Here is a 14,008-nt window from a genome sequence, read left to right as displayed (position 1 = left end):
CCACGCTTGAACACATGAAATACGCTAATAAAGACTTAAGACTGCTTTTTTGTTATTTGTGTGTTATATAAAATATGCAGGGTATATGACCTAATTAAGACCACGAGACTCAAGATGCAAACCACCGAGTTTAATTCCTTAGATGCGACTTTTTTCAATATTGAACGCCGACCTGATACATGGAGTATTCACTTAGAAATCCAAGTGACAGGTCGAATTGTGCGCGAGCGTTTAGAACTAGCCTTATTAAAAGCCATACGTCAACATCCTTTAGCCCATGCACGTATGCGTTATCATGATGGTGTAGAAAGCCGTTATTATTGGGAGTTTCCTGAGCACATTGACCACTTGCCCTTAACGGTGTGGCATGCACAAACACAACAAGACCTTGTCGACATACGCCGCCGTTTAGCGACCATTCAAGTGCCGATTCACCTGAGTCCTGCGTTTCTTGTCTATTTGGTGCATTATCCAGAAGGGGATTATCTCTTGTTTAATGTGCCACATATCTTAGCTGATGGTTTGGGGACGTTTCGTTTAATTCGTTCGGTGGTCAATTTTTATAGCGAACAAGCCGACATTGTGCCGCCTATCGACCCACTCTCGGTGCGTCATTTATTGAAACTAGCGGGTGCAAAAACGATGGCACAACGTTTAGAACGTACCAAATTATTATTAGAGCATTTAGGAAATAGTCGACAACCGCCAGTACGTATTGCCTCAGAAGGGGTACATGTTCACCATGCGGATGATATTGCAGGTTACGGTGTGCAAATCTTGGCCTTAACACCCGAGCAAACGAAACAGTTTATGGCGCGTCGGCGTAAACCTGCGACAGTGAACGATATGCTATTAGCAGCCATGTCATTAGCCATTAAACAATGGAATGTACAGCATGGCCAAGAAGTCGGTCGGATTGCGATTATGATGCCTGTGAATTTACGACCAGAAGCATGGTGGCATGAGGTGATTGGTAATTTTTCTTCCTATGTGTCGGTATCCGTCACGCCCGAACAACAAACACAGTTAGAGTCATTATCACTGGCGATTTGCCAACAAACCACAAGTTTCAAGGAGGCAGGGGCGGCAGGTACACTCATTGATTTATTAGCTATTCCTAAGTTTTTACCTGCTTACTTAAAAGCCCGCTTAAAGGAGTTATTTCCCATTTTTGGCAAAGTGTTGATGGAAACAACATGGGTGTCTAACTTGGGACGTTTGTCAGATGACTTCACGATGGGCGAGGCAGGACGTATTAAAAGTGTCTATTTTTCGCCGCCTGCACCCATGCCTTGTAGCATTTCGGTGGGAATTGTCTGCTTTGGCGAGCGTTTGTTATTTGCCTTTAGATATCGTCAGTCGCAGTTTAGCCAGCAAGCAATCGAACAATTTGCCGACTTGTTTAAGCAACAGTTATTAAGTTGATGCCGTATAATCTACAAACTTTGCCTGTGGCTATGGGATGATTGAGGTTCATCACTCACAGGACAAGGGCTATTTTTTTGAGGTGGTTTTGTCAGCAAGCGACTTATACAATATATCTTGTAAAAAGAGTCGCTTCCCTAAGCCCATCAACATGCCAACCGCCCCTCAAGTTTGTAAGGATTATTTGCCATGACCCCGTCTGCATCAGCAGCGTTTATCCAAGCCTTTACCGTAGCTTGCCAACAACAGCACATCACCAAACTGGTATTAAGCAAATATCGAGGCACTGAGCCGCAACTACAGAAGATTCAGGTGCGGCCAACTATGATTAAACAGCAGATGATGTTGTCATGGGTCTCTACATACCAAACACGAGACACGACAAAAAACTATAGTTTGGCTGACAGTACGGCATTGTTAGCACAGTTATTAGGGACTGAGTTTAAGAATGCCCATTTATTGACGAAGACTCACGACTGGCAACTGAGTTTTAGCAAAAAAGACAAAGCCAGTCTATTAAAAACGCCCGTTGCTACGGAGGCAACCCCTACAAACCATTTGCAGCATAATCGTGAAAAGCAACGCTATTTGAGTTTGCATCGTCCCTTTTTTCGTAATCTAGGCATTACCGACCAACAAGACCAGTTAATTCCTGCCATGTCGCGTAAATGGAAGCAAATCAATAAGTTTATTGAAATTTTTCAGCATGCCTTAGCAGATAGCCAATTAGATATCGGTCAAGCCTTACATGTCGTTGATTTTGGCTCAGGTAAAGGGTATTTAACCTTTGCATTACACGATTATTTACGTCAGCAATTGGCCAATCCAGCACAGGTGACGGGTGTGGAACTGCGTGACAATTTGGTGAACTTGTGTCAACAAACTATTAATGAACATCAATTACAAGGTCTACAATTTTATCAAGGTGATGTACGTAGTTATCAACCCGAACGCCTGAATGTGATGATTGCGCTCCATGCCTGTGACATTGCCACTGATTATGCCATTCATACAGGTATTCGGTTGGGGGCTGAGATTATTATGTGCGCACCGTGTTGCCACAAGCAATTACGTCCTCAATTGACTAGCCCAGCCATTTTGCAGCCTGTGTTACAACACGGTGTACACTTGGGACAAGAGGCCGAAATGTTGACTGACGGTATCCGTGCATTATTACTAGAAGCACAAGGTTATCAAAGTCAGGTCTTTGAATTTGTTGCTTTGGAACATACCAGTAAAAATAAAATGATTTTAGCCATTAAGAAGCCAGTCAATCCTAAAAGACAGCAGGAAATTTACGAACAAATACAAGAGATTAAACAGTTTTATGGTATTAAAGAACATTGCCTAGAGAGCTTATTGAAGCCAGTTGCTAAATCTTAATGCTTTGTTCACTCGTTCTGTATTTGTCACTGAGCTTACTTTGCCGCATAATCCCTTAAGTCGTTTTAGTACGGTTACGCAATCAATCTCTCAACTGACCCTATATAAGTCCTAAACGTTATTATCTAGTTTGGAGCTACCCGTGAGCACATCTATGCCTCATCCTGCCTTTGACTGTTTACGCACAGTGCATATTGCCTCGTTAAACGTAGAAATGAGCGAGTATCGCCATAAAAAAACAGGGGCGAGTCATTTTCACTTAGCCTCCGATAACCCTGAAAATGTGTTTTTGGTGGCCTTACGCACCATGCCGATGGATTCAACTGGCGTAGCCCATATTTTAGAACACACGGCTTTATGTGGTTCTAAACGATTTCCTGTGCGCGACCCTTTCTTTTTAATGATTCGTCGCTCGTTAAATTCCTTTATGAATGCGTTTACCTCGAGCGATTGGACAGCGTATCCTTTTGCGAGCCAAAACCGTCAAGACTTTTTTAATTTGTTGTCTGTGTATTTAGATGCGGTATTTTATGCCCGTTTAGACCCCTTAGATTTTGCTCAAGAAGGCATTCGGGTAGAGTTTAGTGAAGCCGAAAACCCGAATAGTCCTTTAGTGTACAAGGGTGTTGTCTTTAACGAAATGAAAGGGGCGATGAGTTCACCCACCAGCATTTTGTCAGATGTATTAAATAAATATGTTTTTCCAACCACCACCTATCATTACAACTCAGGTGGCGACCCCGAAACCATTCCCGATTTAAGTTATGACGATTTAATCGCCTTTTATAAAAAGCATTATCACCCCAGTAATGCCGTATTTATGACCTTTGGTGATATTCCTGCGGCTGAATTACAACGTCGTTTTGAAGAAGAAGCCTTACACAGTTTTGAACGTAGCGAAACTATCAAAGGTAAAGATGAAAAACGTTACTACGCGCCTGTCATCGTTGAAGATCATTATCCTTTAGATGAAGGTGATTTAGCCAATAAAAGTCATGTGGTGATGAGTTGGTTATTAGGTCAAACCGCGAATATTAGCGAACGTTTGGCGATGAATTTATTAAATGGTGTGTTATTAGAAAACTCTGCTTCACCCTTACGCCAATTTTTAGAAACTTGTGGCTTGGGCGAAGCACCATCACCCATGTGTGGTTTGGATGATAATGGCCGTGAAATGAGTTTTGCTTGTGGTTTAGAAGGTTCTGCCGCCGATAAAGCCGCCGACATTGAAGCAGGTATTTTAGACGTCCTACAAAAAGTTGCTGTAGAAGGTGTAGCCCAAGAAGAGGTAGAAGCCGTTTTACATCAAATTGAATTATCTCAACGCGAAATTGGTGGCGACTCTTATCCTTATGGTTTGCAATTAGTGTTAAATGGTTTAAATGCGGCATTACAAGATGCTGACCCCTTAGCCTTGTGGGATGTTGACTCAGTTTTGGCACAATTACGCCAGTCCATTCAAGATCCTGACTATATTAAAAACCTCGTCAAAACCGCTTTATTGGATAATCCACACCGTGTGCGTTTAACCTTAAAACCCGATAATACCATTAGCCAAAAACGTCAAGCAGCCGAAGCCGCTCGTTTAGCCAAGATTCAACAAGGCTTAAGTGAGGCTGACAAACAAGCAATTATTGCCAATACCAAAGCATTGGTGGCGCGTCAGGCACAAATTGATGATGTGAGTATTTTGCCAAAAGTTGGTTTAGCGGATATTCCTGCTGACTTAAAAATTGCCGAAGGTAAATCCTATACTTTGCCAATTAATGGTGTTGATGTACCCATTACCACCTTTGAAGCAGGGACGAATGGTTTGTTTTATCAACAAATTATTATCGATTTACCCAATTTAACCGAACGTGAGCAAAGCCTTGTGCCGTTTTATAGTAGCTTGTTGAGTGAATTGGGTGCAGGCGAGCATGACTATTTAGCCATGCAGCAATGGCAATCACAAGTCAGTGGCGGTGTGCGTATGGGCTTAAGTATGCGTACCAGTCTGAACAATGCAGGGCAAGCTCAAGCGCATTTGGTCGCTTCATGCAAAGCCTTACATTACAACACCGACAGCTTTAACTTATTAAAAACGATTTTAGAGCAATTACGCTTTGATGAAGCCGAACGTGTGCAAGATTTATTGGCACAGCGTAAAGCCCGTTTTGAAGCAAGCATTACCGACAGTGGTCATGCCTTGGCAATGCAAACCGCTAGTCATAGCATGAGTGCTTTAAGCCAATTGGAATACCGTATTTCAGGTTTGCCCGCTTTGCGTACTTTACGTGAGTTAGTAGCCAATAGCCAAAATGAACAAGGCATAACCAGTCTATTAGCAGAGTTACAAGCCATTCATCACAAAGTATTAGCCGCACCACGTCAGTTTTTGTTGATTGCCGAAAAAGAGCGTTTAGCGACGTTGGTTGAAAACTTACAACAAACGTGGAGCTTCGACTCCGCTCAGCTACCAGACGACTCTTCGGCTACGCTCAGGGAACACGCTTTGACTTCGCTCAGGGCTGGCCAAATTCAAGCACAGGCAAACCCACAAGCCACACAAATAGCATGGTTAGCAAATACTCAAGTGCAATTTTGTGCAGCGGCGTATCCTGCTGTGCCCATTGACCATGACGATGCACCAGCATTGATGATTTTAGGGGGCTTTTTGCGTAATGGCTTTTTACATCGTGCTATTCGTGAACAAGGTGGTGCGTATGGTGGCGGTGCGGCTTATGACAGTAATGCTTGTGCGTTCCGTTTCTTCTCATATCGTGACCCGCGTTTGGCTGAAACCTTTGCCGATTTTGAAGCCAGTTTGACATGGTTACAAACGAATAACCACGAAGAACGCCAATTAGAAGAAGTGATTTTGGGCATTATGGCGAGTTTAGATAAACCCATGTCGCCCGCAGGTGAAGCGCGTAGCGCGTTCCATAATGCTTTGTATGGTCGTACACCTGCTCAACGTCGTGCCTTACGTGCGAAGTTATTAGCGGTGACCATTGCCGATTTACAAGCGGTGGCTGCTAAATATCTCAGTGCAGAACGGATGAGCAAAGCCGTCGTTGCCCCTTATAGCCAAGCGGAAACGGTGCAAGGTTTAGGTTTTACCATTGAGCGTTTGTAATTGAGATGACATCTATGTTGAAACAAGTAATGGGTTTTTGGCTGCCCGTATTGCTATTACTCTCGGCCTGTAATCAAGGCGAGGCGGTGAGCAAGCAAGCAACAGAAAAACCAACGCAGACCGCTACACCGCAGGAAAACACAGCTAATTTGCCCAAAAGTCCTGCCTCTTTTGAGTCAGCAAAAAAGATTTTGTATAATGACATTTACAAAGGTCATAACATCACATTTTACTGTGGTTGTGATTATGACCCGAGGTCTAAAATTGTCGATTGGCAAAGTTGTGGTTATAAACCCCGTAAAAACCCTGAACGTGCCAGTCGCATTGAGGCTGAACACGTGATGCCAGCCCATCAATTTGGTAATTTTAGACAATGTTGGCGTGAGCCTGAAAAAGTGTGTCCCGAAAAGAAAATGACAGGCCGCCAATGTTGTGAAGCCAAAGACCCTGTTTTTGAAACGGCACACAATGACTTACATAATTTGTTTCCTGCGGTGGGGGAAGTGAATGGCGACCGTTCAAACTATAATTGGGGTATGGTTGAAGGTAACAAACGCGAATACGGTGCGTGTCCTATAGAAGTCGATGAATCTATACGCCGTGCCGAACCACCTGATGCTGTAAAAGGTGATGTGGCGCGTGTGATGTTTTATATGGAAGATACCTACGGCTTTAAGTTGTCTGACCAAGACCGTAAGTTATTTAGTGTATGGTCAAAACAAGATGCGCCCGATGCGTGGGAAATTGAAAGAAATCAACGGATTGCTGAAAAACAAGGGAAAGACAATCGTTTTATTAGTGAGTATAAAACCACTGTAAGTCAGTCTAAAACAGAGCTTAAACCCGTGATAGACAATAAAACTGCCACAGAGTTTTCTTGTACGACTAAAAAAACGTGTAGTCAAATGGCTAATTGTGCCGAAGCCAAGTTCCAACTCAATACATGTGGTAATACCAGTATTGACGGTGACGGTGACGGCAAACCGTGTGCTTCAATTTGTAAATAAACCTATCATTGTGCATGCCAAGTCGCCATGTCTTGAACATGGCGCAAACAAGGGAGACGACAATGAAACTATTGGTCTGTGTCGACTTATCGCCAGAAACCCCCATCTTAATAAAATATGCGCAACAATTTGCACAACAGTTGTCTGCGCGTATGTGTTTGTTGCATGTCACTGATTCACAAGAAGAAATGGTGGGCTATGGCGGGGTCTTTGGTGAATTGCCCGTATATATTGACCCCAAAGAGATTCGTCATGATATTGCCCAACGCTTTCAGCGTGAGCATCAACAAATGCAAACTTTGAGTCAGCAATTACAAGACGCGGGTTTATCTGCCATCGGTTTGTTGGTTAACGGAACCTCGGTAGTGACGACGATTCTCAAAGAAGCAGATAAACTGGCCGCCGATATGATTATCGTGGGGTCACATCATAAGAGCTTATTGGTACAACTGATAGAAGGGAGCACCAGTAAAAGTCTTATCAATCAAGCCAATAGACCTGTATTAGTCGTGCCTGTTAACGTTTAATTATAGACCTTATATTTCGTCAGAAACTGTTCATCAACGGTGGTATCCACAACCGAGCAATGATTTTTACTGGCATTGCGTTTGTAGGTTTCACAAACATAAGCCTTATTAGGACAGCGTTTTAATAAGCCCTGACTCTTCGCTTTGAATGCCTCTAAGGATAATGCATCACGGTTTAGTATCATCGACATGGCTTCTAATAAACAGGTCTGTTCTATCGCTGACCCGCTATTCGTGGTATAGCTCATTAAATTGGGGTCAATCTCTCTGTTAGGTGCCTTTAAGGCGGGTGCATGATAGGGCACAGAGAGGGATTTTTTCATATAGCGAGTCGGTTGTTGAGGACTAACAATGTTGGTCGGTGTGTCGACATGGACTTCTTTGCTTTGGGTAGGTGCTGAGCTACGGTCGCCAAAGTGAATTTTACCTGCTTCATCTTTCCATTGATAAATATTTTCTGCATCAACACGTGTCATTGTCATGATGATTATTAGGCTAAAAATGATTTTTTTATACATAGGGTCTATTGATGTTTTGATTGTAGTTGCGAAAAAAACTTTTTTAGGACTGACGCGGTTATCGCTTGTTAGCTTAGATTTCAATCGTTTTCAACGATTTTATGTTCGCAAAATCTGCTAATGTCGATGAAACGCGTAAGTCCAGATTTTTTATCCCGAACTCAGGCTTCCTATGTTTTAGAAAGCTACGTTTTGAGTGTCAATTGAAGCTTAGCCTAACTTCAGTAATAAGTCCTCAATAAAACGCAGCCGTTTATGAGGTTCTGTTAAGTCACTGATAAAACGCAGCTTATCTGCGCCATCGAGTTTATATTGCGCAGGCTGTTTTTGAACCAATTGCACAATCGTGATGGGTTGTACCTTCGTCTCTTTATCAAACTCTAAACGACCACCTTGGGCATGTGCATCAATTTTCTTAATTCCTAATTTGGCTGCTTTGAGTTTGAGCTTATGGCTGGCAAATAGGTTTTTAGTCGCTTCAGGTAATAGGCCAAAACGGTCAATCATTTCGACTTGTAATTCTTCCAGACCTTCATCGCTATCTGCATGGCTAATACGTTTATACATTAATAAACGTTGATGTACGTCGCCTAAATAATCATCAGGAATTAAGGCGGAGAGTCTTAAGTTAATGTCTGCGGTCAAGGCTAAGGGCTGTTCTAAATTGGGTGTTTTACCTGCTTTTATCGCTTTTACTGCACGTTCTAACATCTCCATATACAGTGTAAAGCCGACGACTTGCATATTGCCGCTTTGTTCTTCACCCAATAGTTCACCTGCACCACGAATTTCTAAATCTTGGCTAGCCAGCGCAAAACCTGCGCCTAAATCATCGGCATTCGCAATGGCTTCTAGACGCTTTTCGGCATCGGCGGTGAGAGATTTTTTATTTGGAATCAATAAATAAGCATAGGCTTGATGATGTGAACGCCCAACACGACCACGTAGCTGATGGAGTTGTGCTAGGCCTAATTTATCAGCACGCTCCATAATAATGGTGTTAGCGGAGGGCACATCAATACCTGTTTCGATGATAGTGCTACAGACCAATACATTAAATTGTTTGTGATAAAACTGCTGCATGACCTGTTCGAGGTCGCGTTCACGCATTTGACCATGCGCAATCCCAACACGCGCTTCAGGAATTAAACCTTGTAAGTCAGCTGCACATTTTTCGATAGTCGCGACATCGTTATGCAGGTAATAGGCTTGGCCGCCACGTAATAACTCGCGCAAAATGGCTTCTTTAATGACATTATCGGTACTTTCACGCACAAAGGTTTTTACCGCCAGACGTTTGGCAGGTGGTGTGGCAATAATCGATAAATCGCGCAAGCCAGACAGCGCCATATTTAAGGTGCGCGGAATGGGAGTGGCTGTCAAGGTCAGCATATCGACATCGGCACGACGATTTTTGAGAGCTTCTTTATGGCGAACGCCAAAACGGTGCTCCTCATCGACAATCATTAAGCCTAAGTCCTTAAACTGTACGCTATCTTGCAAGAGTTTGTGTGTGCCAATAATAATATCAATTTTACCCTCAGCGAGTGCGTCTAGGGCTTTTTGTTGTTCTTTGGCCGTTTTGAAGCGTGATAAGACATCAATACTGACGGGCCAGTCGGCAAAACGGTCACAAAAGTTTTCGTAATGTTGTTGTGCTAGTAATGTTGTGGGAACTAACACCGCGACTTGTTTACCGTCATTGACGGCTACAAAAGCAGCACGCATGGCAACTTCGGTTTTACCAAAACCCACATCACCACACACTAATCTATCCATCGGACGTGGAGAACGCATATCGGCTAAGGTAGACACGATGGCATTAGCTTGGTCGGCTGTTTCTTCAAATGCAAAACCCGCACTAAATTTGGCGTATTCTTGTTCGTCAAAACCAAAAGCATAACCTGCTCTAGCGGCACGTCGTGCGCCAATACTCAACAGTTCGGCGGCAACATCATGGACTTGTTCGGCGGCTTTTTTACGAGCCTTTTGCCATTGCTCTGTACCTAATTTATGTAGAGGTGCGAGTGCATCGTCACTGCCAGAGTAACGCGCAATCAGGTGCAAATTGGCGACAGGCACATAGAGTTTAGCGTTGTCGGCATAGCTAAGTTGTAAAAATTCTTGGGTTTGACCATCCATTTCTAAGGTCATTAAGCCTTGATAACGACCGACGCCATAATCAATATGTACGACAGGCGCATCGATATTTAACTCACTCAAACTACGAATGGCTAATTCTGCTGCACCTTCGCCCGTAGTGGCTTTACGACGACGACGCTGCATCACCCGTTGACCAAATAACTGACTTTCTGCAATCACACTCAATTCTGGCAAACATAAGCCATGTTCTAGAGGGGCAACAGTCAATGCAAAGGGGGCATCACTACAGAGAAATTCTGACCATTGATTGATTAATAGGGGTTTAAGATGCGCTTTTTGTAATAAGGACAATAGGCTTTCGCGCCGACCCGCGCTTTCTGCACATAACAAAATACGGTGCTTTTTGTCTTGTAAATAATTGGCTAGCGCTTGTAGAGGTCTATCACTGCGAGAATCAATGGGTAAGGCGGGTACAGCACTAAAGTCAAACAGGCTTGTACCCGCTTTAGTTGCCTCGGTTAAGCTACTTAATTGTAAACGGCTAAAACTATTGATGTGGGCAAAGACATCATTGGTGCGTAAAAAAAGACGCTCAGGGGCTAAAATGGGTAAATAATTATCGTGACGACGGTCTTCGTAACGTTGCGTCAACTCCTGCCAAAAGTGGTCTAGAGCAGATTGAGCATCTTGTACGGTCGCAATTAAGGTTTGTTTGGGTAAATAATCAAACAGGCTGGCATGTTGATTAAAAAAGAGGGGCAAATAATATTCGATACCTGCAGCGGCCAACCCTTGACTGACATCTTTATACAACGCACATTTTTTGGGGTCAGTATGGCTAAAGGTATCTGCCCATTGGTCTTTGAATAAACGAATGGCACTTTTATCAAACGGAAACTCACGTGCGGGCAGTAGTTCTAGGGCAGTGATGCCGTCTGTTGTCCGTTGAGTATCTGGATTAAATAAACGTAGGCTTTCTATTTCATCATCAAATAATTCAATCCTGACGGGCGCATCTGCCCCCATGGGATAAATATCCATCAAACTACCGCGTACGGCGTATTCGCCGTGTTCATATACAGTTTCGACTGCACGATAGCCAACGGCCTCTAAGCGTTGGCGGGTGTCATCTACCTTAAACACTTGCCCACATTTGAGACTAAAGCTCTGTGCCGATAACCATTGAGGCGGCGCTAAACGCTGGGCTAGGGTACTCATGGGACAAATCACCACGCCTTTAGCCAGCGTCGGTAAGGTCGCTAAAATGCGTAATCGTTCCGAAATAATATCTTGATGGGGCGATAATAAGTCATAAGGTAAGGTTTCCCAGTCTGGAAAGTGCAAAATGGGAAAACTATTTTCGCTAAAAAAGCGTATTTCTTCTTCTAAACGTGTGGCTTGTTGACTGTCGTGGGTCACTAATAACACCACGCCAGACCACTGTTTAATGGCTTCAGTCAGCGCAAGCCCCATGCCTGCGCCCACTAAATTGACCCATGTTTTACGGTCTTGTGTGTGGCTTGGTAATGTTAATTGCGTAAAAAGAGGCGAGGTCATAACAAACGCTGTCATAAAAATAATGGCCGATTGTAACGGATTTTTGAGTGTTAAAGCAGACTACAAGCCGCATCAAAACAGCAATAGCGCCTAAAGCTGCGACAATCTGTCGCACTTATTAGCGGCACAGTTCTTTTATAATGCGTGCCTTCTTCGCTAATCCAAAAATAGAGGCATACCATGCGTTATACCGCCATCGCAGCGTTATCTGTGTTCACTTTAGCCCTGACTGGCTGTGGCGGGGGCAGTGACGATGTGGCCGTCAATGCTAAACAAAACATCACTATTCAATTTGCCGCTCAAGCCAATGGGGCAGATGTAAAATGTGGTGCAGTCAATCGTATTAACAATTTGGGTGCGAGTAGCCAAACAGCACAACTGCAAGATTTACGTTTTTATATTGCCGACATCAAGTTAATTAACAGCCAAGGTCAGCTCAAAACCGTGAGCTTAAACAAAAATAACTACCAAAACTATGGTGTGGCACTCTTAGATTTTGAGGATGCAACTGGCGCGTGTGAAAACAATGCCACAGGGACAGCAGGCACGAACACGGCAGTGGTTGGGGAAGTAGAAGCAGGCACATATACAGGCATTCAATTTTTATTAGGTGTGCCTGATACGGGTGTTGATAGTACAGGTAAAACCATTGCTTTAAGTCATAGCGACGTCATGACGGCACAAGCTCCCTTGGATATTATGTCAATGGGGTGGTCATGGCAGTTGGGTCGCCGTTTTGTCAAAATCGAATTACAGCCTGATGGTCAAGTCACAGACACCGAAACAAGCAGCAAAAGTCCAACATGGTTTTTACATCTGGGGGCAACCGATTGTGTTGATGCACCAGATACACCTGCACTGTATAGCTGTAGCAAACCTAATCTCAATACCATTAGCCTCAACAGCTTTAATCCCAGTACCCAAAAAGTGGCTTTAGATTTAACGGCTTTATTTGCAAATACGGATATTGCGGTTAATAAAAAAACGACAATGGGGTGTATGTCTGAAACAAATGATACCGATTGCCCCGAAATTTTTAATGCGATGGGGATTGATTTAGCGACAGGCAAAAAAAGCACGACGCACACCCAAACCATGTTTAAGGTGATTAATAAGTAAGCATGGTATGACCTCAGCGAGACGACGTTCTCTTTTTGAGTTGATAACTCGTGTGGTCAAATCGTGGCCACATGAGTTTTTTTGTTTGAGTCTTATGAAAAAAAACGTATTTATATGCTTGGTGATGATGGGGTTGGTCGCTTGTAATACAGGCACGACCACCAATGACCCTACACTCAACTCTGAAACATGGCAGTGGCAATTACCTGCTTTTTTTCCGACCCCTGCTGTACCTGCTGATAATCCGATGTCTGTCGCTAAAGTCGAACTGGGGCGACACTTATTTTATGACCAACGCTTATCGGGCAACGGTACTCAAGCCTGTGGCACCTGTCATCTACAAGAAAAAGCCTTTACGGATGGCTTAGAAACCGCGATTGGCTCTACAGGACAAGCACATCCACGCAATGCTCAGCATCTGAGTAATGTGGTTTATAACGCAACAATGACGTGGGCTAATCCTGCACTCACCAGTTTAGAACGGCAAATGGAAGTCCCCTTATTTGGTGATAGTCCGATTGAAATGGGCATTAACGACACAAATAAAGCAGAGGTTTTGCAACGATTTCAGCAGGATACGCAATATCAGCAACTCTTTCAGCAAGCCTATCCCCAAGACACGCAGCCTGTTTCTTTTGCGAATATCATTAGAGCCATTGCCAGTTTTCAGCGTGCTTTAATTTCGGGTAATTCGCGTTATGACCAGTTTTTAACACAACAGGCGGTATTATCAGACAGTGAAATGCGGGGTAAAAACCTGTTTTTTGGCGAAAAAGCCGAATGTTTTCATTGCCATGGCAGTTTTAACTTTAATGACCAAGTACGGCATGCAGGGACACGGGTTGTAGAGCTACCTTTTCATAATACGGGCTTGTTCAATATTGGCGGTACAGGTGACTTTCCTTTTCCCAATCGCGGGGTATTTGAATTGTCAGGCAGAGCGCAAGATATGGGTAAGTTTCGCGCACCGAGTTTACGCAATGTCGCAGTCACAGCACCCTATATGCACGACGGTTCTATTCCCAATCTAGAAGCGGTCTTAGATTTTTATGCCGCAGGGGGGCGTCATATTACTGAGGGTATTTATGCGGGGGATGGTCGTAAAAATCCGTATAAAAGTGACTTGGTGACCCGTATTGCGTTAACCGAGCAAGATAAAGCCGACATTGTTGCCTTTCTGAAAACACTCACCGATGATGAGTTTTTGCACAATCCCAAATTTGCTAACCCTTTTATTACTAAGCCCTGATT

9 protein-coding genes are annotated in these 14,008 nt (G+C 43.6%); 7 read left to right on the top strand and 2 right to left on the bottom strand.

The genetic code is table 11. The features are described 5' to 3' along the window. Positions 1-114: 114 nt before the first annotated feature. The 5 genes from C8N29_RS08940 (at position 115) to C8N29_RS08920 (ending at position 7,460) form a co-directional block, all read left to right on the top strand. On the top strand, positions 115-1,425 hold the full coding sequence (locus tag C8N29_RS08940) for a condensation domain-containing protein (RefSeq protein ID WP_107865715.1): 1,311 nt from the start codon (positions 115-117) through the stop codon (positions 1,423-1,425). Positions 1,426-1,614: 189 nt separating this feature from the next. Next, positions 1,615-2,808: a class I SAM-dependent methyltransferase gene (locus C8N29_RS08935; protein ID WP_107865714.1), complete on the top strand. Its 1,194-nt coding sequence runs from the start codon at positions 1,615-1,617 to the stop codon at positions 2,806-2,808. 154 nt (positions 2,809-2,962) lie between these two features. Next, positions 2,963-5,926, top strand: coding sequence for an insulinase family protein (locus C8N29_RS08930; RefSeq protein WP_107865713.1), 2,964 nt, complete (start codon positions 2,963-2,965; stop codon positions 5,924-5,926). A gap of 14 nt (positions 5,927-5,940) precedes the next feature. Further along, on the top strand, positions 5,941-6,933 hold the full coding sequence (locus C8N29_RS08925) for an endonuclease (RefSeq protein WP_107865712.1): 993 nt from the start codon (positions 5,941-5,943) through the stop codon (positions 6,931-6,933). A 62-nt stretch (positions 6,934-6,995) separates the two neighbouring features. After that, positions 6,996-7,460: a universal stress protein gene (locus C8N29_RS08920; protein ID WP_170106942.1), complete on the top strand. Its 465-nt coding sequence runs from the start codon at positions 6,996-6,998 to the stop codon at positions 7,458-7,460. On the opposite strand, the gene C8N29_RS08915 is transcribed toward C8N29_RS08920, so the two are convergent. Next, positions 7,457-7,942: a DUF4124 domain-containing protein gene (locus C8N29_RS08915; RefSeq protein ID WP_170106941.1), complete on the bottom strand. Its 486-nt coding sequence runs from the start codon at positions 7,940-7,942 to the stop codon at positions 7,457-7,459. The genes C8N29_RS08920 and C8N29_RS08915 overlap by 4 nt on opposite strands. Positions 7,943-8,188: 246 nt before the next feature. Further along, positions 8,189-11,638, bottom strand: a complete 3,450-nt coding sequence (gene mfd / locus C8N29_RS08910) for a transcription-repair coupling factor (protein ID WP_107865764.1) — start codon at positions 11,636-11,638, stop codon at positions 8,189-8,191. A 180-nt stretch (positions 11,639-11,818) separates the two neighbouring features. Between mfd and C8N29_RS08905 the strand changes: the two genes are divergently transcribed. Continuing rightward, positions 11,819-12,757, top strand: a complete 939-nt coding sequence (locus tag C8N29_RS08905) for an MbnP family copper-binding protein (protein ID WP_107865709.1) — start codon at positions 11,819-11,821, stop codon at positions 12,755-12,757. A gap of 94 nt (positions 12,758-12,851) precedes the next feature. Next, positions 12,852-14,006, top strand: coding sequence for a methanobactin export MATE transporter MbnM (locus C8N29_RS08900; RefSeq protein WP_107865708.1), 1,155 nt, complete (start codon positions 12,852-12,854; stop codon positions 14,004-14,006). Positions 14,007-14,008 lie beyond the last annotated feature (2 nt).

The organism is Agitococcus lubricus (assembly GCF_003051055.1).
Taxonomy (GTDB): Bacteria; Pseudomonadota; Gammaproteobacteria; order Pseudomonadales; family Moraxellaceae; genus Agitococcus; species Agitococcus lubricus.
This window is presented reverse-complemented; position numbering and strand designations above follow the sequence as displayed.